At 61.9% G+C, this 20,726-nt stretch carries 17 protein-coding genes; 4 read left to right on the top strand and 13 right to left on the bottom strand.

The window, feature by feature from the left end:
* Positions 1 to 106: 106 nt before the first annotated feature.
* Positions 107 to 1,309 carry a glycosyltransferase family 87 protein gene (locus tag E5K02_RS20620; protein WP_135397459.1) on the bottom strand — a complete coding sequence of 401 codons (1,203 nt, stop codon included), beginning with the start codon at positions 1,307 to 1,309 and terminating at the stop codon, positions 107 to 109.
* A gap of 147 nt (positions 1,310 to 1,456) precedes the next feature.
* Between E5K02_RS20620 and E5K02_RS20615 the strand changes: the two genes are divergently transcribed.
* Positions 1,457 to 2,026, top strand: coding sequence for a DUF1990 family protein (locus E5K02_RS20615; protein WP_135397456.1), 570 nt, complete (start codon positions 1,457 to 1,459; stop codon positions 2,024 to 2,026).
* A complete protein-coding gene (locus tag E5K02_RS20610; RefSeq protein ID WP_135397454.1) occupies positions 2,019 to 2,729 on the top strand; it encodes a DUF1990 domain-containing protein in 711 nt (236 codons plus the stop codon). Before E5K02_RS20615 ends, E5K02_RS20610 begins: the two co-directional genes overlap by 8 nt.
* On the opposite strand, the gene E5K02_RS20605 is transcribed toward E5K02_RS20610, so the two are convergent.
* The 6 genes from E5K02_RS20605 to E5K02_RS20580 all read right to left on the bottom strand — a co-directional run bounded on the left by E5K02_RS20605 (position 2,668) and on the right by E5K02_RS20580 (position 10,172).
* Positions 2,668 to 4,224, bottom strand: a complete 1,557-nt coding sequence (locus E5K02_RS20605; RefSeq protein ID WP_167856512.1) for a glycosyltransferase family 39 protein — start codon at positions 4,222 to 4,224, stop codon at positions 2,668 to 2,670. The genes E5K02_RS20610 and E5K02_RS20605 overlap by 62 nt on opposite strands.
* A 262-nt stretch (positions 4,225 to 4,486) precedes the next feature.
* Positions 4,487 to 5,644 carry a PIG-L family deacetylase gene (locus tag E5K02_RS20600; protein WP_135397450.1) on the bottom strand — a complete coding sequence of 386 codons (1,158 nt, stop codon included), beginning with the start codon at positions 5,642 to 5,644 and terminating at the stop codon, positions 4,487 to 4,489.
* 275 nt (positions 5,645 to 5,919) lie between these two features.
* Positions 5,920 to 6,432, bottom strand: a complete 513-nt coding sequence (locus E5K02_RS20595; protein WP_135397448.1) for a hypothetical protein — start codon at positions 6,430 to 6,432, stop codon at positions 5,920 to 5,922.
* A gap of 62 nt (positions 6,433 to 6,494) precedes the next feature.
* Positions 6,495 to 8,045, bottom strand: a complete 1,551-nt coding sequence (locus E5K02_RS20590) for a serine hydrolase (protein WP_135397446.1) — start codon at positions 8,043 to 8,045, stop codon at positions 6,495 to 6,497.
* A gap of 183 nt (positions 8,046 to 8,228) precedes the next feature.
* Positions 8,229 to 8,888, bottom strand: coding sequence for a cytochrome b/b6 domain-containing protein (locus E5K02_RS20585; protein ID WP_135397444.1), 660 nt, complete (start codon positions 8,886 to 8,888; stop codon positions 8,229 to 8,231).
* A gap of 54 nt (positions 8,889 to 8,942) precedes the next feature.
* Positions 8,943 to 10,172, bottom strand: a complete 1,230-nt coding sequence (locus tag E5K02_RS20580) for a pyridoxal phosphate-dependent aminotransferase (protein ID WP_135397442.1) — start codon at positions 10,170 to 10,172, stop codon at positions 8,943 to 8,945.
* 123 nt (positions 10,173 to 10,295) lie between these two features.
* Between E5K02_RS20580 and E5K02_RS20575 the strand changes: the two genes are divergently transcribed.
* Positions 10,296 to 10,826 (top strand): DinB family protein, encoded by a 531-nt coding sequence (locus tag E5K02_RS20575; RefSeq protein WP_135397440.1) that lies wholly within the window; start codon positions 10,296 to 10,298, stop codon positions 10,824 to 10,826.
* 155 nt (positions 10,827 to 10,981) lie between these two features.
* Positions 10,982 to 12,457, top strand: coding sequence for a L,D-transpeptidase scaffold domain-containing protein (locus tag E5K02_RS20570; protein WP_135397438.1), 1,476 nt, complete (start codon positions 10,982 to 10,984; stop codon positions 12,455 to 12,457).
* Between the two features lie 289 nt (positions 12,458 to 12,746).
* On the opposite strand, the gene E5K02_RS20565 is transcribed toward E5K02_RS20570, so the two are convergent.
* From E5K02_RS20565 to E5K02_RS20540, 6 genes are all read right to left on the bottom strand, one after another.
* A complete protein-coding gene (locus E5K02_RS20565; protein ID WP_135397436.1) occupies positions 12,747 to 13,202 on the bottom strand; it encodes a helix-turn-helix domain-containing protein in 456 nt (151 codons plus the stop codon).
* Between the two features lie 38 nt (positions 13,203 to 13,240).
* A complete protein-coding gene (locus E5K02_RS20560; RefSeq protein ID WP_135397434.1) occupies positions 13,241 to 14,527 on the bottom strand; it encodes a sugar MFS transporter in 1,287 nt (428 codons plus the stop codon).
* A 41-nt stretch (positions 14,528 to 14,568) separates the two neighbouring features.
* On the bottom strand, positions 14,569 to 15,327 hold the full coding sequence (locus E5K02_RS20555) for a GDSL-type esterase/lipase family protein (RefSeq protein ID WP_135397432.1): 759 nt from the start codon (positions 15,325 to 15,327) through the stop codon (positions 14,569 to 14,571).
* Between the two features lie 29 nt (positions 15,328 to 15,356).
* Positions 15,357 to 16,835: a glycoside hydrolase family 30 protein gene (locus E5K02_RS20550; RefSeq protein WP_135397430.1), complete on the bottom strand. Its 1,479-nt coding sequence runs from the start codon at positions 16,833 to 16,835 to the stop codon at positions 15,357 to 15,359.
* Positions 16,836 to 16,917: 82 nt separating this feature from the next.
* Entirely contained in the window at positions 16,918 to 19,047 is a 2,130-nt protein-coding gene (locus E5K02_RS20545) for an RICIN domain-containing protein (RefSeq protein ID WP_135397428.1), read from the bottom strand.
* A gap of 130 nt (positions 19,048 to 19,177) precedes the next feature.
* Complete coding sequence (locus tag E5K02_RS20540) at positions 19,178 to 20,677, bottom strand: glycoside hydrolase family 30 protein (protein WP_240737377.1); 1,500 nt, start codon at positions 20,675 to 20,677, stop codon at positions 19,178 to 19,180.
* Positions 20,678 to 20,726: the final 49 nt, after the last annotated feature.

Genomic DNA, 20,726 nt, shown 5'->3' with positions numbered 1-20,726 from the left:
GTGAGTTGTCGTTCGGGCGGGCCGGTTCAGGCACGAAAAAGCCCCGCCTGCTGCTATACGGCAGGGCGGGGCTTTTGGCAATGCGGGGCAGCGGCTGGCCGGTGACTTAGGCGGCCGAGGCGGCGGCTTCGGCCCGCAGGCTTTCCTGCTCGGTAGCTTCGGCGGAGGCGGCCAGCCGCTCACGCCAGCGCGGGTAGTAAAGTAGCTGCCCCTGGATAAGCAGCCAGGCCAGAATCATGGGCACGGCCTTTACCTTATAGGGGTCGAAGATTTCCTCCCGGATAAAGTGCGGGTACATATCGGTGGCCGACAAGCTGGTAAACAGGGCCGCCAGCACAAACAGGGGCCAGGCCAGCTGGGTGCTGCGGCGGTAGTGCATAAACCAGAATACGAAGCCAACGACCGGCATCATAAAGGTGGGCGACTCAGCCATCTGGTTGAAAATCACCACGAAAATCAGGATGGACGATACATAGAGGCGGCGGTAGTGGGTTTCGCGCCAGGCCCGGAAGTAGCCCAGCGGCACGAGCAGAATGACCAGGCCCGTGAGCTGCACCGCCCCCTTCGACACCTGCAGGCCAAACCAGGTTTCGAGCACGCCCATCACCGAGAGCTGCACGCCCGTGGCCGAGGCCCGCACGATGTCGTACCAGCCCTTGTAAATCAGCTGGAATTCGGCCCAGTTTACGACCAGCAGGGGAGACAAGGCCAGCAGGGCCAGCCAGAAAGCGGCCCACAGGCTGTTGCGCCAGAAGCCCGGATAAAACAGGAACAGCACCCCAATGCCGATGCCGTAAATCTTAATCATGAAGGCCAGCGCCAAACACAGGCCGGCCCAGACGGGCTTTTTGTTTTCCAGATTGATATAGGTCCACAGCATCAGGCCCACCAGCAGGCAGTTGGCCTGCACGTTGTGCAGGGCCGTCATCATGTCGATGAAGACCAGCAGCAAAAACACCAGCTGCCGCCGTACCTGCGGAAACAGGCGCCGCCCGGCCGTGTAGAGCACCACGTTGTTGAGAATGTCCCAGCCCAGCACCCCCAGCCAGTTGGGCATCCAGGCAAAGACGCCCATGAACAGGGCAAAGGCGGGGCTGTACTTGTAGGTGTCGTAGTAGTACTCGGGGTATTCGAGGTAGAGGTTTTTGCCTTCAATCAAATTGAAAAACGGCTTGACGAAGATCAGGTAGTTGTTAATCGTGTTTTTGAAGTAATGCTGAAAGCTGACAACCACCGTGACGATGGCGTAGAGAATCACAACAAAACGTGGGGTAAGCACAAACTGAGGGAGCCGGGAAGAAGTGCGCATGCGGCAGAGCGAGGCTAATGAAAGTGGCCGCAAAAGTAGTCGAATTTAGGCGGGCGGGCCTGGCCAGGAGCAAAAGCCAACCCGCGCCCGACGGCCCGCGTTAGGACCTTGGCGGCCGGTTTCACCCACCCGGCGGCCAGAAAAATCATGACCAAACCCGAGCAACCCGCCAGCACCGGCTCCGGCCCCCTGTTTGAGCGCCGCTACTATATCGATATCGACCAGCCCGCCTTGTCGGCTCAGCAACTCATGGAGGCTATTCAGTGCAACGTGGCCCATTATTCCCCCGATTTGCTGGCGCAGTTTGAAAAGGTAAAGGGCCAGGAGCAGCGCCTGCGCCAGGGCGACGAGTTTTCCATCAAAATTCTGGGCCCCTGGAACGGCTCGGTGCGCGTGACGGAAGTCACGGAGGACTGCTTCGAGTTTGTGACCCTGGAGGACCACCCCGAGGCGGGCCGCATCCGGTTTTCGGTGGGGCCCGCGGGCCGCCGCCACGACACGCTGCGCTTCGAAATTCACTCCTGGGCCCGCTCCCGCGACGGGCTGGTGGCCTTCACCTACGACACGCTGGGCATGGGCAAAAAGGTGCAGCAGCAAACCTGGGAGCTGTTTTGCCAGAAGGTCGCCCAGGCCAGCGGCGGCCACGCCCACGGCCCGGTGCAGGTCGAAACCATTGAACACGATAAGGACAGTGAACAAGCCCACGCCCATGCCTAAGCCCACGACCACCACGCCGCCGCTCTGGGAAGTGCAGCGGGCCCGCCTCGACGCCTACAGCAAAGCCAAAGTCAACTTCGACTTGGAGCGCCGGGCTGAGTACACGGCCGACAACGGTTGGCGCATCGACGACTACGAAACCGAACTGCCCGCCGAGCAGCCCGGCCCGCCGGCCGCGCATGGTTCCTGGCAGGCCGGCCAAACGATTCTGCGCAACTATACCTTCCCGCCGTCGGATCTGATAACGGGCATCTTCGTGCCCGACACGCCCCTGGAAAACCGCACCATGGTGCTGCGCGGCCAGTTTCTGTTCTTTACCTTCTGGTTCGGAGTGCGCATTGGCGGCGTTACGGACGAAACCCGTACCCTGCCCGACGGCAGCCAGGAGCAGGTATGGGGCTACAACTACTATACCCTAGAAGGCCACTTCGAGCGGGGCCAGATTGAGTTTACCATCCACAAAAACCTTACTTCAGGCCGGGTTGTGTTCCGCATTCATGCCTATTCGCAGGTGGGCCGCATCCGCAACCCGTTCTACTGGTTGGGCTTCAAGCTGTTTGGCCGGATGCTGCAGCGCCGCTTTGCCCACGAGTCGCTAAAGCGGCTGCGGGAACAGGTAGTAGAAATGCTCGAAACCGGCGCTACGGCAACCCGCGCATCCGACGTTGCTCGCTCTGTACCTGCTGGCGCACTTCGGCAATAATGGCCGCATCAGGCCCGCGCAGCAGGTACACTAGCGTGCCTTTCTCGCGGGCCAAGGGGTTTTGTACCCGGCCGATGAGCTGGCTGGAGGCAAAGTGCACGGCGTCGTCGGCTTCCAAGTCGTCCTCGGTGACCAGCATAACGACCCGCACGCCTTCCAGCGGCGGGAACCAGTACACGTAGTCAGCGTTGTAAGACACGGCCGGGGGCATGCGGCCGTGGTTGTAGAAGTTCAGCGCCCCGGCCTCGCCGTAGTTGTCGGTGATAATGAGCAGGTGTTCTTGCTCCGCGGGCGTAAGCTGCCGGTAGCCTTGCAGGGCCAGCCCCGCCATTTCGCGCCAGCTAATCATGTCGGCAAAGTCCTGGGGCAGCTCGTGGTTTTTGCCGTCTTCCCAGCGCAGTAGGCCCAGCTGCTCATACACGCCCGGGTTTTGCCGAATTTCCTCGGGCGTCTGCAGCGGGAAGGCTACGCGCAGCAGGGGCAGAAAGAGCAGCCCGATAAGCAGCAGCAAGGCCGGCCGCAGGTAGCGCCGCCAGTCGTGCTGCAGTACGTGCTCCAGGTACACGCTGCCCACGGCCAGCAGAATAGGATAGAGGCCGATGGCGTAGTAGGCTTTGGCCCGCATAGCGCCAAATAGCAGCAGGGAAAACAGCACTGCCAGGCCCACAAACCGGTAGGGCCGCAGCGGCGCGAAGCGCACCAGGCCCACGGCCGCGGCCACCAGCACCGCCAGGCTGTTGAAGAAAAACAGCAGCTGCTCCTTGAAGAAATCGGCCCGCTCGACGTGCACCAGCTGACTGCGCTGCAGCTCCTGCATATGCCAGAGCACCGGCCAGCCATGCCGGTATTGCCAGAGCAGATTGGGCAGGAATACCAGCAGCGCCACGGCCACGGCCAGGTAGGTGCGGGGCCGGGTCAGCAGGCGGCGCTGGGGCGTGAGCAGCAGGGCCGGCACCACGCCCGCCGCCCAGAACACGACATTGTACTTGTTGAGCATGCCCAGGCCCAGCGTAACGCCCAGCGCCACCAGCCACCGCCGCTGCCCGCCGCGTACTACCCGCAGCAGGCAGTAATATGCCGTTGTCCAGGCCAGAACATCGAAGGAGTTGGGCTGAAACAGCAGGTTCAGGCGCACCAGAGCCGAGAGCAGCACGGCCGTGGCGGCCAGGATTTTGGCGTACAGCCCGCCACCCAGCTCGTGCACCGCCGCCCACACCACGGCCAGCGTCAGGGCGCCAAACAGGGCCGGGAAGAAATGTACCCAGAACTCGGAGTTGCCCAGGAGCTGAATCAGCGCGGCGACCCAGGCCGAAAGCGGGGGCACCGACACGTAGCCGGCGGCTAGGTGGCTACCTTGGTCGAGGTGCAGAAATTCGTCGCGGTGCAGCTCGTAAACGGGGTGCACCACCACGTACTGCAGCCCCATCTTGACGAATACAAAGGCCAGCAGCCAGACCCAATGGGGTTTAGCCGCAGGTTGTTGAGTAGAGAGCATGCCGGGAAAGAAAGGGTCCGGGCCAAGGCGCTTGGCCGTATGCGCCTCAAGATAAGCCATTGCGGCCCCCAACTTTCATTTTACGCGCTGGTTGCCCTGCTCCGGCGCTCTTGGTGGTTTATTGTGCGCTGTAAACCAACCCATTGCCTTGCAGTCGGCTGCCAGCCCCGTTGCGCCTGGTGCACGAAAGCGCCACGACTCCAGCCCTCACCACGTGCTGCTTGACGTTCTATTCGGCAAGGTGCTGGGCGCTGCCGGAGCCCTACGCGTACTGATGAACCGGCGGGGGCGAAGCGGCCACCCTCGCGTGCTGGCGGCGCGTGACGTACAGCCCGGTCAGAAAGCCCCCGAGCAACAGCACGGCATAAATCAGCAGGTGCACGTTGTTGAAGTGGCGCTTATGGAAGGTAATGTATTCGCTGACCCGGTCCATGGTTTGCATCACCAGGTTCTGGTCGGCATCGGAATGGCCGGGCGGCGACAGAAACTCCATGGTAAACAGGCTGGCCGTGGTGGTAGAGGCCGGTAAGCCCTCAAACGAAGGCAGCGTGCTCGACTGCAAACTCAGCGGGTCGAAGTAGAGCCGGTAGTAGTTTTTGCCGATAAAGTTTTTGTGCCACGGCTCCCAGGTGTTGTCGTAGCCCGCGTCGATGGTTGCGTTGACGGCCAGGGCAAACAGGGCCGATTCGTTGAGCTTTTCCTCGTTCGACAGGTTTTCGGGGTACATGCCCGTGGCGTAGCCTTGAAACAGCTTGATTTTGGCTTTCAGGCCGTGGCAGGCATCAATGGCAATAGCGCCGGCATTGCGGTGGTCGGGGTGGTCGTCGGGGTTGTAGCGGGCATCGGGGTCCAGGGCATTCAGGTTGAAATGATCTACGGCCTGGGTTTCCTCCTCCATGATTGCCCGCACCGTTTCCACCAAGTTGGCCCAGGTCGGATAAAGCGTCTTGCCGTCGATGGTGCGCAACGGGAGCGGGCCGCGGTGCATCTGGTCGAGGTGGGTCGTGCTCTGCCAATCCGTTACATCCGGCATGCGGATGAAGTAATGCACCGCGTTTTTGTAGGTGTACTTCGTAATGGGGTGATGATTAATCTGGACCTGCTCGACGCGGTGGTTGTTTGTGCCGGCAAACACAAGATTAGAAGCAAAGCTGCCCGAACTCACGGCACCGTTTTCCCGGGCCTGATAGAGCGGAATAGTTCCCTGCCCACCGGTGCGCAGGTTTTGGTCGCCGGAGGTCAGGTAGATGAATACAACTTTGCTGTTGGGGTTGGAAAGGTCCTCAAAAGCATCCGGATTCATGAACAGCTGCCAGTCATCGGGGTGACCGTTCATGTAAAACGTTACGTGGCTGGCAGCAAGGGGCAGAGAAAGCAACAGGAGCGCCAGCGCAAACAGGTTGCGTAGGGTAGTAATCATGGGTATGGGCACAAAAGCGTAGCGAGCAACAGCAGCAGCAACTCCAACGGCAACCCATCCGGTCGGCCGATGAGCTCAGTAACCGCTAATACCTAGTCGATAACGCGGTAAGTAGCCGCAGTATAATATTTATTATGCAAAAAATAAATAGAATAATGATATATATTTTAATGAGTATTTAATCTGCCGTTTTTTTGTTGAGCAGTGCTGATAGTGCAGCCTCCTACCAAAGGGCCAAGCTGTACTGTTGAGGTTGTCTTTGGCTGGCCCCTCGCTCATTGCGCAACATAACGGCCCTGAAAAGAACCTTCCATCACGAAGCGCCGCCGCTTGCTGCCCGCCCGGGATTCAGCATCGCACAGCACCGCCCGGAAAGTACCCCGAATGGTGTGCTGCTGGGCATCAATGGCCAGCACCTGTACTAGGCCGTCGTTGAGGCCGCAGGCGTTGGAGTAGGCCGTCGTATTGCCTTGGCGGTAGGAGGCGTCGCGCACCTGCCCGCTCAGGATTTCCTTGAACCGATACTGGCCCACGGTCACCGGAAACCGGTCGATGAGAATCGTCAGGCCCTGGTCGTCGGGGCTGTCGGTCCGCACCAGGTTGATGGAAAGCACCTTGTTGACGCCCGTACTCACCTCCAGGCGCGAAAAGGTCGTGTCGACGGCTACCGGGGTCCCGTTTACTTTCAGCGTTAGGGCCGTGGAAGTGGGCCCCGATGTGAAGGCCGGTGCCTGGGCCAGCGCCAGGCCCGTTGTAAGGCCAAAAGTGAGAAGAAAAAAACGCCGCATACGCCAACGGAATAAAAGCCAATACTGCCGAGCCTGCTGGCAGAAACCAGGCCACGAAAGCCCTACAGGCGGCTAAAGACGTAGGAATCGTACTCGATGAAGGGGTTGATGCGCATCTCTACGCCGGCTACCTTGTTGCCTTCCACCTGGAAAACCGCCGGAAAAATGCCGTAGGTCGGGTTGGAATACGTAGCCCGGAACTCCTGCCCGTCCATGTAGTCGAGTGTCGCCGTCAGGTTGGGGTGGTTGGGGAAGGTAACGAGCAGCTGCTTGCCTTTCTTGGCAATGGAAATCGGCCCGAACAGCGGGTGGGTAAACTGCCCGGTGTAGGCATCCAGGGCCATCGGCAGCTTCTTTTTCTTGGCCACGCGGGCCTGGAGCTGGGCTACTGCCGCGTAGGTTTGCTGGTCGCCGGCGCGGGCTCCCTTTAGGTAGGCGGCGCTACGGTTGGTGTAGGGCACGCCCAGGTAGCTGTCCAGAATCTGGTAGCGCAGGGCCTCGAAGAAGCTTTGGTTGTCATTGTTGGTCAGGATGGCAATGCCCAGGCCCTGTTCGGGCACAAAGCACACGTTGCTCACGTGGCCCGTGGCCCCGCCCGTGTGCCAGAAAATCTGGCTGCCGGCGTAGTCGGCTGAGAAAACGCCCAGGCCGTAGGTGGTATAGTGCGAAGGCAGCACCGGCGACTTGCGCGTATTAAGCAAGGTGTTGGGGTCCCGGGTTTTGCGCAGCGCGGCCCAGGGCATAATCTGCTTACCCTCGTAGCGGCCACTGTCGAGCTGGAACCGCAGCCACTTGGCCAGGTCCGTCACGTTGGAAACCATGCTGCCACAGGGCCCGATGTTGTCGATGTTGTCGAAGGGCATCGGGGCCAGGGGCCCGAAGGTGTTGGAGTAGGGCAGGGCAATGTTGGGGCGCTGTCCATAGCCGGTGGTGCCGGTTGAGGTGCTGGTCATGCCCAGGGGCTGCAGGAAGTTTTGCTGCACGTAATCGTCCCAGCTGGTGCCCCCCGTCACGACCGGCACCACAAGGCCGGCGGCCACGAAACCGGCGTTGCAGTAGCCGTAGTCGCGCCGAAACTGCCCGTTGGGCTTGAGCAGGCGCATGCGCTGCACAATTTCCTCCCGGCTCAGGCTGGAGTCCCAGAAGGTGAAGTCGCCCTGGAAGGTTTTGGTGCCAAAGTGGTGGCCCATCAGGTCGCGCACGGTCACGAGCTGAGTGCTGATGGAGTCGTAGAGGCGGAAATTAGGCAGGTACTTGGTAGCCCGCTCGTCGAGGGAGAGTTTCTTCTCGCCGTCCAGCTTCGCCAGGGCCGTGCCGGTGAAAAGCTTGGTGTTGGAGGCAATCATGAACAGCGTGTTGGCGTCTACGGGCTCGGCTTTGCCCACGGCCCGCACCCCGTAACCCTTGCTGACGACCACCTGCCCGTTTTTCACGACGACTACCGCCAGCCCCGGAATCTGCCACTGGCGCAGGCCCCGCTCGATATAGCGGTCCAGACTGTCGGTCATGAAGCGGTTAGGCCCTGCCGCCGACTGGGCCGCGGCGGGCGAGCTGGCAACCAAGGCCGCGGAGAGGGCCGAAAACGTGAGCAGACGGGAAACGAACGGGCGCATAGAGCGGAGAAAGCAAGGACAACTGGTAAAACAATGGGGGAGCAGGTTCCAAAAAGTGGCGGGAACTGCCCCGGCCCTTGAAATTGGCACTATAAAACGAGAAAACCGCTTTTACCCCGGGTAAAAGCGGTTTTCTCTCCCATATCTACGCTTGAGCTGTAGAGCAACATATACTGGGTGGTCTTATTTGCCCCCGTTAATCATATCCGACACAATGCCTTTGCCCTTGGTCAGCTCCGACCATACCACGCCTACCAAATGCAGGATGATAAAGGCAATGACCAGGTACATAGTGATGTTATGGACTTCCTTGACAGTGTGCTCCAGCTCGTGCAGAACTGCCACGTCGTCGGCGTAAATCAGTACCAGGCCCGTAACCACCATTACCGTGAGCATGAGGTAGAAAGCCAGGTAGGAATACTTCACGACGAGGGAGTGGCGGGCGTCCTGCATATCGGCGCCCACCTGCCGGAAATACTGCCGGGCCACGCGCAGCTTAGCCGAAAAACGCTGCTCGGCGGGCTGTAGAAACTCCAGTACCACCCGAAACAGCAGCAGAAACGACAAGGCCACACCCAGGTAGATGTGCCAGTCCCAGATGCGGTGGGAAATGATGCGCGTGAGCCCGCGCACCTGCTCCTTGCTCATCGTGACGCCCTCTTTCTGGAGCACCTCCTGAAACTGCGGCCCCACGGTCTTCATTTTCAGAATCACGAACAGAAACAGAATCGTGGTCAGCAGGCTGGAAATAACGGCGGCGCTGCTCCAGTGCCAGAGGCGCAGGGCCAGAGAGTTCTTACGGCCAACGAGCGAATCGGCAACGGGTAGGGTGGGGGCTTGCATCAGTACAGGGGGCGGTAGGTCAAGAAACAAATGGAAAAAAGGAGGGCAGCTTAGCTAGGCGCTCTGGTCAAGGGCGGCCTCGGCTACGGGCACCTCCCGGCCCGGATACACGGCCAGGGCTTGTTCCAGGCAGGTCAGGGCTTTGTCGAGGGCGTCGCAGTTGAGCACGTAGGCCATGCGCACCTGCTGCTGGCCCAGGCTTTTGTTGGCGTAAAAGCCACTGGCCGGCGAGAGCATCACCGTCTGGTCCTCGTAGCTGAACGACTCCAGCAGCCATTGGCAGAACCGGTCACAGTCGTCGACGGGCAGGTGGGCCATTACGTAGAAGGCACCGCCGGGCACGGGGCAGCTCACGCCCGGCATGGCCCGCAGGCGGCGCACCATCAGGTCGCGGCGGGCCTGGTACTCGGCCTTGGTATGGTCGAAGTAGGTATCGGGCAGCTCCAGGGCGGCTTCGGCCAGCACCTGGGCCAGGCCCGGCGGGCTCACCCGCATCTGGGCAAACTTAAAGGCCGTTTGCTGCAGGGCTTTGTTTTTAGTCACGAAGGCGCCAATACGGGCCCCGCAGGCGCTGTAGCGCTTGGAAATGGTATCGAGCACCACAATGTGGTCGTCGGCCCCGCTCAGGTGCAGGGCACTCACAAAGTCGCTGTCGTAGCAGAACTCCCGGTAGGCCTCGTCCGAGAGCAGGTAGAGGTTGTGGCGCACGCACAGGTCTTTGAGCTGCTCCAGTTCCTCCCGGCTGTAGACGTAGCCGGTCGGGTTGTTGGGCGTGCACAAAAGCAAGGCCTTGGTGCGGGGCGTGATGCGGCGCTCAAACTCCTCAATGGGGGGCAGGGCAAACCCATCGGCCATCCGGGAAGTGACAGGTACAATACGCACGTCGGTAGCGACTGAAAAGGCCGTGTAGGCCCCGTAAAAAGGCTCCGGAATAATGAGTTCGTCGCCGGGGTTGAGGCAGCTCATCAGGGCAAAGAAAATAGCCTCGCTGCCGCCCGTGGTTACCAGGATATCCTCGGGCGTGACCGAAACGCCCACCTGCTGATAGTAGCTGGCCAGGGCGCGCCGGTAGCTGGGAAAGCCGGCCGCCGGACTGTATTCCAGCACCCGGATGTTGGCTTGCTGGACGGCCGCAAGCATCGTGGGCGGCGTCTCAATATCGGGCTGCCCGATGTTGAGATGGTACACGTGTACCCCACGCTGCTTGGCGGCATCGGCGTAAGGGGTGAGCCGCCGGTAGGGCGACAACGGCATAGCGTGGCCACGCTGAGAGACTTCCAACATGCGTTAAAGGTAAAGGACCACCCTAAAATTGCGGGGCCGGGTAGGACAGAAAAGCGTTACGAATCAGCAAAAAGCAAACAAATCCGCGTTCCAACAACTTCCGGCCTGGCCGGTTAGCCCACTATGAGCACCATACCCCCTTTAGAAGTCTGGCTGCGTGGCCCCCTGCCCGCCGTGCCGCCCCTGTTGCAACCCGTGGCCCACGCCCTGCTGCAGGCCCGCGAAGAGCTGAACCAGGAACTGGCCGATTTTCCCCCGGACTTGCTCTGGCAGCGGCCGGCCGGGGTGGCTTCCGTGGGCTTTCACCTGCAGCACCTCGCCGGCGTACTGGACCGCCTGCTCACCTACGCCCGCGCTGAGGTCCTCACACCGCCGCAGCTGGAGTACTTAGCTCAGGAAGGAACGTGCCCCGGGCCGTCCTGCTCGGTAGCCGCGCTGGTGCAGGTCTTCAACGAGCGGGTAGACCAGGCGTTGGCGCAGCTGCGCGCCACCCCGGAAGCCACCCTGACCGAAGTGCGCGGCGTGGGACGGGCCCAGGTGCCGTCCACGGTGCTGGGGCTATTGGTGCACGCGGCCGAGCACACCATGCGCCACCTGGGGCAGGTGCTGGTCACGGCCCGTATCCTGGCAGCGCAGGCAGAGGCCCAGCGGTAAGTTTTGTGGCTGGTTGAGCTTGGTAATCAGAACAATATTGCCTATATTATTCGTGCGCTACCAGTAGGGTCTGGCTAGTAGCAGCTTACTTCTTACCGCGACTTGATGCGTTAACCGTTACCTGCCCGGCGTTTTCCACCCTTCTTACCTGCTCGATGATGAACTGGCTAAGAAGCAGTGTGCGGCCTGCCTTTGTTCGGCTGCTTCTTGTCAGCTGCGCGCTTTTCCTGCCCCTGGTTGCCGGGGCGGAAAGCGGCAAGAAGCCCGGTGCGGCTGCTTCCCGCAGCTCGGCGGCCCGGCTATATCTGCGGGCCCTGCTCGACACGGTAGCCCTGGGGCCGGCTGCCACCTATGCCCGGCTGCAACTGCGGGCCGGGCCGGTGGTGCGGGCTTTTTACGTGGAGCGCCGCTTTGCCCCCGCCTGGACCGATGCTGAGGCGGGCTGGAACGAGCCGGCTACGCAGGCGCTGCAGCTGCTCCGGCAGGCCCGGGAGTTTGGCCTTTCGCCGGCCTCCTATGCCAGTGCCGAGCTGCTGGCCCTGCCCGACTCCTTGCGCGTAGCCACCACCCTGGAAGCCCGCCAGCAACTGGTGGCCAGCTTTGAGCTGCGCCTGACCGATGCCTTGCTGCGCTACGCCACGCATTTGCGCTACGGGCAGCTGCAGGCGAGCACCTTGCAAGCTACTGCCGTCACTGGGCAAGCTAGTGCCCTGCTCGAACAGGCCCTGGCCGCCGAAACATTTGCCGCCACCTTTCTGCAGTGCCAGCCGAGCAGCCTGCCCTACCAGCGGCTGCAACAGGCCTGGAGCCGTAGCCTGCCGCTGACTCCCGACTCGGTGCCGGGCCCCGGCAACGAAGCTGATTTTCGGCGGGTAGCGGTGAATCTGGAGCGGCTACGCTGGGAAAATGCCGCGGCTATGACTGACTCTACAGAGTATGCGCTGGTCAATATTCCGGCCTTCCGGCTGCAGATTATCAAGGCGGGTCGGGTGGTTCAAACGCACCGGGTGGTAGTGGGCAAGCCGGAAATGCCCACGCCCACGCTCAGCAGCCGACTGATTGTTTTTGTCACGGCGCCCGACTGGCGGGTTCCCTACAGTATTGCCGCCAAGGAAATACTGCCCGAACTGCAGGACGACCCTGGCTTTCTCTACGACAACCACTACCGGCTCTACGACTACCGCAACCGGCTGGTAAACCCCTGGAGGGTACGTTGGAGCAAGGTGACGCCCGAGAATTTTCCCTACACCATCAAGCAGACGGCCGGCCGCCACAACGCCCTGGGCAACATTGTGTTCTACTTCGGTAATCAGCACTCCGTGTTTCTGCACGATACTCCGGCCCGCGCCGTGTTTCAGCGGCCGGGGCGGGCCCTGAGCCACGGCTGCGTGCGGGTAGAGAAGCCCCTGGCCCTGGCCGCCTACCTGCTGAAGCGTGAAAATCAGCAGGCGGCCTTGCCCGTAGTGCAGCGTAGCATTGCCCAGCGCGACAAATGCCGCTTCGACCTGGCCCAGGGCCTGCCCATTCACATTCGCTACTACACCTGCGAGGCCGAGCAGGGCCGGCTCCGCTTTTTCTCCGATGTCTACTGCCAGGATGAGCCCGTTCTGGCAGCTTTGTTCGGACAATAATCCCAGTCATTTGCCCCAAAGCTCGACCATTAGCAGAGCTTGGTCCTGCGTAAATCGGGGTTGGTGTAATATACTTTCGGGGAGTAAACGGGCCGCATACCTTTCTGCCATCAATGAAGTTCTACAGCGCATAGCCGGGGCCAATCTAGCTGGGCAAGTCTGCCGCCCGACTCCCCTTGGCCTCCGCCGGATATGCAGAAGTAAGGATTGCAATTGGTTTGGAAGGAAGTAAAAAAGGCACCCTGCTAGGGTGCCTTTTTTTGTAGTCCGGAATAGCGGGTCAAGCGGCCTAAGCGGCCTGGCGGCTACCGGCATACGGGGCCTGCTGCAGCCGCTTCAGAGCCTTGCTGACCGTGACGTGGCTGATAGAGGAAATGTAACCGGCCCCTACCAGGTATTCGGCCAGTTGGCGCACCGTCCAGGTCGTTTGTTGCTGGTCGGCCACCAGGTGGCTCAGGGCTGCTTCGGCGGCGGGCGTGAGCTTGGCGGGCGCGCCACCCTGCACCGGCATGGCCAGGTAGGTGGTCAGGCCGAGGCGGCGGAAGGCCCGGCGCATGGCATACACTCGGTCTTCGGTGGTGCCCAGCTGCTGGGCAATGGCCGTGGCCGAGTAGCCCGCTGCCCAGAAAAGCAGGGTTTGGGCGCGGCTGACTTGCAGGGGCTGCAAATCCTGCTGCCTTAGATAGGCTTCTAGCTGCTGGCGCTGCCGCGGGGATAAGGTTAAAGTCTGACGCTGACGTCCCATGGGAAAAGCTGGCGGGTAAGCAGAGCGAAGAGGCGGCGCTAGGCACGCTGGGGTACGTGGCCTTTCAGGCCGTACCAGACGATGTAGAGGTAGCAGAGCACGGGCAGGATAAACGCCAGACGCAGGGCGTGCACCCCCCTGCCGCCGCTGGTGCTGTCGGCGATAAGCCCAAACAGGGGCGGAATGATAGCCCCGCCCACAATGGCGGCCGAGAGCAGGCCCGAGGCATCCTCGGTGTGCCGCCCCAGCCCGGCCACGGCCAGCGTGAAGATGACCGGGAACATAATCGAGTTCATCAGCCCCACGGCCAGCAGGCTCCACATGGCGACCGGGCCCGACGTAGTAATCGAAAGCAGCACCAGGCCCACCGCCCCCACCGCGGCCACGGCCAGCACCCGGCCGGGCTGGAGCTTGCGCAGCAGCCCGATGCCCAGGAAGCGGCCCACCATGGCCGCCCCCCAGTAGAAGGCCACCTGCACGCCCGCCTCCCGGGCCGGCATGTTCAGCACCTCGGGCTGGCCCAGGTAGCTCACGATGTGGGAGCCAATGGCCACCTCGGCTCCGACGTAGGCAAAGATGCCCACCAGGCCCAGGCGCAGGTGCCGAAAGTGCCAGGCCCGCTCGGTGTCGCCGGCCGGGGCCGGGGCATGGGTGATGTGGGGCAGCCGCAGCAAAGCCAGCAGCAGGCTGATGAGCACCAGCACGGCCCCGATGCCCAGGTACAGGTATTGCACCGCCGTCACGTCCAGGGCCGCGGCCTGGGAGGCCGAGAGCTGCTTGAGGTCGGGCAGGTGGGACAGAATCAGGGCCGAACCCAGAATCGGGGCCAGGAAAGTAGCCAGCGAGTTGAAGGCCTGCGTGAGCGTGAGCCGGGAGGAGGCCGTGGCGGGCGGGCCCAGAATGGCGACGTAGGGGTTGCCGGCCACCTGCAGGGTCACGATGCCGGTGGCCAGCACGAACAAGGCGCCCAGAAACAGCTCAAAGGTGCGGCTTGCGGCGGCCGGAAAAAACAAAAAGCAGCCCAGGGCCGCCACCAGGAAGCCCACGAGCATGCCGCGCTTGTAGCCCAGGCGCTTGACGACCTGCCCGGCCGGGATGCCCATGACCAGGTAAGCCCCAAAAAAGCAGAAGTTGACCAGGTTGACCTTGGCGTAGCTGAGCGTGAAGAGGCCCTTGAGGTAAGGAATCAGGATGTCGTTCAGGCAGGTGATGAAGCCCATCATGAAAAACAGCACCGTCAGCGAGGCCAGGGCCGAGGTGTAGCGCGGCGCGTCCTGGCCCGTATCCGGGGAGGAGCCGACGGCGGAAGGAGCAACAAGAGCCATACGAAATGAAAATAAGGGAGAGAAAAAGGTAAGGCGGAAGGCTATTTCCGCTTCAGGGCCTGGGCCACTGCCTGGTTGAGCAGGGGTTCCATTACGCGGTAGCCGGCTAGGTTGGGATGCACGCCGTCTTCGCCGTACACCTTGCGCAGGCCCTGCTGCTCATCGGCCATGGCCGAGTGAAAGTCGAGGTAGACGAAGCGCTGCTGGTCGGCGTAAGCTTTGAGCTGCTTGTTCAGGGCCACGATTTTGGGCGCCGGATTCAGCCCCTTGCGCCACCAGAAGTCAGTAGCGGGCAGCACCGAGGCCAGCACTACCCGGATGCCATGGGCCCGGGCCAGCTCGGCCATCGACATGATGTTGCCCATCGTGCGTTGGGGCTCGTAGGGGCCCCGGTTTTCGGCCACGTCGTTGGTGCCCACAATCAGGACCACCACGGCGGGGCGCAACTCCACTACATCCTGCCGGAAGCGGAGCAGGGTTTGCCCCGTGGCTTGCCCACTGATGCCCCGGCCGATATACTCATAGGGCTTACCCGCAAAGAAGGCCGAGTCGGTCTTGACCCAGCCTTCGGTGATGGAGTTGCCGATGATGACCACCCGGGCCGGAGTGGCTTTGGGGGCGGACAGCCGCTTGTTGGCGGCGGCGTAGCGTTCCAGAAAGGCCCAGTCGTCGGGAGCTGCTTTGGGGGCTTGCTGGGCCGCAGCCGCCAGCGGCAGGGCCAGGGCTACGGCTACGGCCAGCAGCAAGGCGTGGCCGCGGCCCTGGCAGGCGGCTTTCCAGGTGCGAAAGAGGGTGTTCATGCCGAGCTACAGAAATAAAATGCCGCCGATTAGTTGATAACCAGCGTCATGATGGAGTGGGGCTGGCTGCTTACGGCGGCGGCTTGGCCCTGCATCCAGAGGTTGAAGTTCTGGGCCTGGTCGCCGTCGTTCATGACCACCACGGCCACTTTGCCGTCGGTGTTGAGGAAGGCGGTGGTGCTCAGGTGGTCCCGGTTGGAGGCGCTGACGATGCGCTTGGCCCCGGGGCGGATGAACTTGGAAAAGTGGCCGATGTAGTAGTAAATGTTGGTGTAGATCAGCTTGCCGGTGCGAGTGTCGCCGATGAGCGGGGCGTAGCAGTAGTTCTTGACGTGGTTGGGGCCGCCGTTTTCGTCGAGCAGGATGTTCCAGTCGGTCCAGCCCACGTTGCCGTTGTTGAAGTCGTTAATCATCGACATGCCGTACTTCTCGCCCAGCGCCCAGTCGTTCACTTTGTTGAAGTCGAACTTCTCGATGCAGGCCTCGGTGAGCAGCAGGTTCTTGTCGGGGTAGGTTTCACGCACGCGGCGCACGTTGTCGAACATCATGCCGCTGCCGGTCCAGGTTTCGTACCAGTGGTAGCCCACGCCCCACACGTACTGAGCGGCCTTGGGGTCGTCGAGAATGGTGCTGGCGCGCTGGTACACCTGGTCGCGGTTGTGGTCCCAGGCAATGAGTTTCCGGTCACCCAGGCCGCTTTTCTTCAGCGTGGGGCCCAGGTATTCCTTGATAAAGTCGCGCTCTTCGGTGGCCGTAAACAGGCAGGACTCCCACTTCTGCACGGCCATGGGCTCGTTCTGGGTGCTCAACCCCCAGATCGGGATGCCCTGGCGCTCGTACTCCTTAATGAACTTGACGTAGTGGTCGGCCCAGGTCTGGCGGTATTGGGGCAGCAGCTTGCCGCCCTTGAGGCGGTTGCTGTTGTCCTTCATCCAGGCCGGGGGGCTCCAGGGGGCCACGTACATGGTTAGCTTGCCGCCGGCGGCGGCAATGGCCTGCTTGATGAAGGGAATGCGGTACTGCTCGTCGTGCTTGACGCTGAAGGTTTTCAGGCTCTCGTCCTTGTCGGCCACGTAGTCGTAGGGCGCGGTGCTGAAGTCGGAGCTGGCAATGGGGGTGCGGGCCAGGGTGTAGCCAATGCCCTTGGTGGGGCTGTAGTAGGCCTGCATAAACTCCTGCTGCTGGTCCTTGCTCAGCTTGGCGTAGGTTTCGGCCGCCGCGTCCGTGAGAGCCCCGCCGATGCCGAGCACCGACTGGAAGGTTTTGGTGGGGTCCACAAACACGCAAACCTCCGTTTCCAGAGGTTGGGGCATGGGCTTGAACGACAGGGCTTCGCCGGCCGCCAGGCGCTGGTTGGTGTTGGCCGCAGTGGTATAGACCTGGGCTTTTTTGCCGGCTACGGAGTAGGCGGTAAAGTTGCGGGCCGGGTTGGCAGCCTTCTGAGCGGCGGCACTGCCTACGCCGAGCGCCGTCAGAAGAGCAAGAGAGGGGAGGAACTTGTTGAGCATAAGAATGAAATAAAGGCGGATAGATCCGCTGTATACGACCGGCCGGCCCGGGCAGCCGACCGGTCGTATGTGGGGAATCAGGCTAGTGGCTGATGACCAGGCGGCGCTGCAGCTGGCCTTCGGGCGTACCCAGGCGCAGCACATACATGCCCGTCGGCAGCGTGGCTACATTGAAAGAGAAGGTATTCAGGCCGGCATGCACCGGGCTGGCGGGTTGTTGCAGTACCGTTTTGCCCAGCACGTCAACCACCTGTACCTGAACGCTGTGCGACTGGTCGGCAGTATACTCGAAGCGAAGTTCCGAAGCCACCGTAGTGGGGTACAGCTCCAGGCGGGCATCCACGGCGGCGCTGGCCGTAGTCAGCACCGCGCGGGCCGCGCCCTGGTCGGAGAACCACCAGCGTTGGTTGTCGCCGCCGCCATAGGTCCACTGGTGCACGGCGGCGCCGTCGGCGGTGGAGTTGTTCTGCACGTCCAGGGCCTTGCCGCTGTACTTGTTGATGATGCGGTAAGTACCGTCGCCGTTGCCGATGATCTGCCAGTATTGGCTGTCCTGGCTCAGCCAGTCCCACTGGTGGGTCAGGGCGCCGTCGGCGGTGCTGGGGCCAGCCACGTCGAGGCTTTTGTTGCTGTTCAGGTTCACGATGCGCACGTAGCCGCCGCCGGCGTCGACGAGCTTCCACTTCTGGCTGGCTGCCCCGGCCCAGGCCCACTGCTGCACCCGGCCGCCGTTGGCGGTAGAGTTGGCCGAGACTTCCAGGGTTTTGCCGCCGTTCTTGGAGCTGATCTGGTAGATGCGCCCAATGGCCGGCCCGGATGGCGTGGTAGAAGTGCCGTTGTAGTTGCCGCCGCCGGGGTAGTTGATGATGCCGTTCTGATTCGGCGACACGGCCGCCACGGTCGTGTTGGGCACGCAGTTGGCGAAGCGAATGTTGGTCAGCACCTGATTCAGGCCGGCGGGGCCATCCACCACGTAGGGCGGGTTGATGTGCATAAAGGCCGGGTTGCTGCGGTCCTCGAAGCGCTTGTAGGTCCAGTGACACCAGCCGATGCCCACCGAGTTGAGGTTTTTGGCCGCGTCGCGCATCCAGGTATCGGAGTTTTCGCCGGTTTCCCCAATCCAGATCGGCACGTTGTGGGTCGAGCGGAAATTGCGCAGGTTGCCGATAAAGCGCAGGTCGTTGGGCCCGCCCCCGGTCGAGTTCACGCCGTTGTCCATTTCGTAGCCTGTGCCGCTGTAGCGGTGCGAGTTATACACCAGGTTGGAGCGGTTGGAAAAGGTAAACGGCTCCAGGTAGTTGTAGTCGTTGCCCCAGCCGTTGCCCTCCACCAGGATCAGGTGGTTGTCGCCCTGGTTGCGGATGGTGGTAATCAGGCGCTGAAATACGTCGTGGATTTTCTGGTTGCTGGGGTAGTTGTTGGGCTCGTTGATCAGGTCGTACATAGCCACCCGCGAGTCGTTCTTGTAGCGGGTGGAGATGAACGACCACAGCCGGTTGAGCACGTCCTGGTTGATCTGGCGGTTCCAGAGGTCATTGGCCACAATCTGGTCGGCAATGTTGGCGTCGGTGCCCTGGGAGCCGGGCACGGCGTGCATGTCGAGTACCACGTACATGTTGTTGGCCTGGGCCCAAGCTAGGGTGTTATCAATCATGCTCAGGGCCGCCATGTTGGCCGGGTCCACGAAGAGCTGATTGGCGTTGTACCAGCCCGTGAGCTGGCTCACGTAGGAGTCGTAGCTCACGGTGCCGCGCATCACGCTGTTGCGCACGGCCCGCTGGCTCGGCGTCAGAAACAGCTCGTAGTGCAGGGGCAGGCGAATGCAGTTGAACCCTTTCGAGGCGATGTAGTCGATGTCGGGCTTGGTAATGAAATTGGCGCGGTAGTTCTGGTAGAAGGTTTCCACGGCCGCGTCGCTCATACCCGCGTTGTAGAGGCTCTTTTTTACCGCGCCCTGCGTCTGCTTCGTGGCGCCGTTTATCGTGGCCCCAGGCCAGCCCACTTTCATCATGTAGCCTTCCTGCACGGCCCAGTTGCCCAGGTTCATGCCGTTCAGGATTACTTCCTGGTTGCTGGCATTGACGATGCGCTGCCCGTCGGCCCGCAGAAAGCTTTGGGCCGCGGCCTGCTGGCCCAGGGCTAGGCCGGCGGCCAGTACCAGCGCCGTGCGTAGCTGCCGCGCCGCACCCGCTAAAAAGGTAGTCTTGTTCATGTTCTGTGGGAATTTTGGTTGTGAAAAAAAAGGAGAGACAGAGCGAAGAACAGGTGTGTGTAGGGGGAGCGGAGGGGCGGAGAACAGGGAAAGTGGAAAGCGGAAAAAAGTGGTAGAAAAGGGTGGCAGCCTACCAGACGTAGGTGCCCACGGCCCCGGCGCTCAGCGTGGTGCTGACGGCCTTGCCGCGGTATTGAATGTCGAAGGTTTGGGCCTGGCTGCTGGTATTCTGCACGATGAGCACCTTCTTGCCCGCCGGGTTTTTGAAGGCCACGTTGGTCAGGTTGCTGGGCACGTTGGTATCGATGCGCACCGAGCCGGGCCGCACAAACTTGCTGGCGTGGGCAATGATGTAGAAAGCCGTGTTGCGAATAACGCTGTTGCCGTTGATGGTCAGCGCGCCCAGGCAGGTCGAGCAGCCGCCGTCGGTGTGGGGACCGTAGTTCTGGTCGGCGGCCAGGTTCCACTCCAGCACGTTCTTGCTCCAGTTGCGGGTAGCGCCGATAATCAGGTTGCTGATGTGCCAGCCAAAGTCCCCGGCAAAGTTGCCCGGGCCGCCAATCCACTGCTCGGTAAAGTACACGCCCTTCGTCGGGTAAGCATTGTGCACCGTGGTCAGGGCGTTGATGCTGCCAGCATAGAGGTGGAAGGCCGACCCATCCACGTACTGGGCCGTGGCCGCATCTGCCAGAATGGTCAGCGGGTAGTCGGTCCGGTCGGTGTTGTGGTCGTAGAGAATAATCTTGGTCGTCAGCCCGGCCGCGCGCAGGGCCGGCCCCAGGTTGTTTTTGATAAAGGACGACTGCTCCAGCGCCGTCATGTACATACTCGGGTTGTTGTCGGGGTTCAGGGGTTCATTCTGAATCGTAATAGCGTCCAGGGTGATGCCCTCGGCTTGCATGGCCTTGAGGTACTTCACGAAGTAATCGGCGTAGACGGCGTAGTACTCGGGCTTGAGGGAGCCGCCCTTCAGGCTGTTGTTGGATTTCATCCAGGCCGGGGCCGACCACGGGGAGCCCAGAATCTTAATCGTGGGGTTAACGGCCAGAATTTCCTTGAGCACCGGAATCAGGGCCGCCTTGTCGGGCGCGATGCTGAACTGCGCCAGGGTCGGGTCGGTCTGTCCGCCCGCCAAATCGTCGTAGGTAAAGGGCTTGGCGTCCAGGTCGGAGGCCCCGATGCTGATGCGCAGGTAGCTGGTGCCGATGTTGTTTTCGTCGGTGGCAAACAATTCCTTCACCAGAGCCGTGCGCGTGGAGGCGCTCAGCTGGCTCATCAGCGTGGCACTGCCGCCCGTGAGGGTGTAGCCGAAGCCGTCGATGCTCTGATACGTCTTGGTGGTATCGACAATAATGGTGGGGTTGGAGCTGGCCGGGGTCTGAAAATTCAGCGTCAGCGTGCTTTTCTGAAACAGGGCCGCCTGGTCGGGCGTGGTAAGCCACAGCGCTACCTGGGAAGGGCCGGTAGCGGGCGGGTTGCCCCCGCCGCCGCCGCCACCCGTACCGCCGCCCCCGCCCGGCGCGGGTGTGTCTTCCTTGCTGGAGGTGCAGTGCGTCAGGAGCATGGCGGGCAGCAGCAGCAAGCTGAGGCCGTGGCGGAAGTAGCGGGAAATAGCGGGGGAGAAGTTCATAGCAGAATCAGGGGAAAAGGGCCCGGCCGGTAGCAGCCGGGCCTGAATC

The sequence above is a fragment of the Hymenobacter metallicola genome, assembly GCF_004745645.1.
Lineage (GTDB): Bacteria > Bacteroidota > Bacteroidia > Cytophagales > Hymenobacteraceae > Hymenobacter > Hymenobacter metallicola.
The sequence above is the reverse complement of the archived record's forward strand: the minus strand, read 5'-3'. Positions and strand labels throughout refer to the sequence as shown.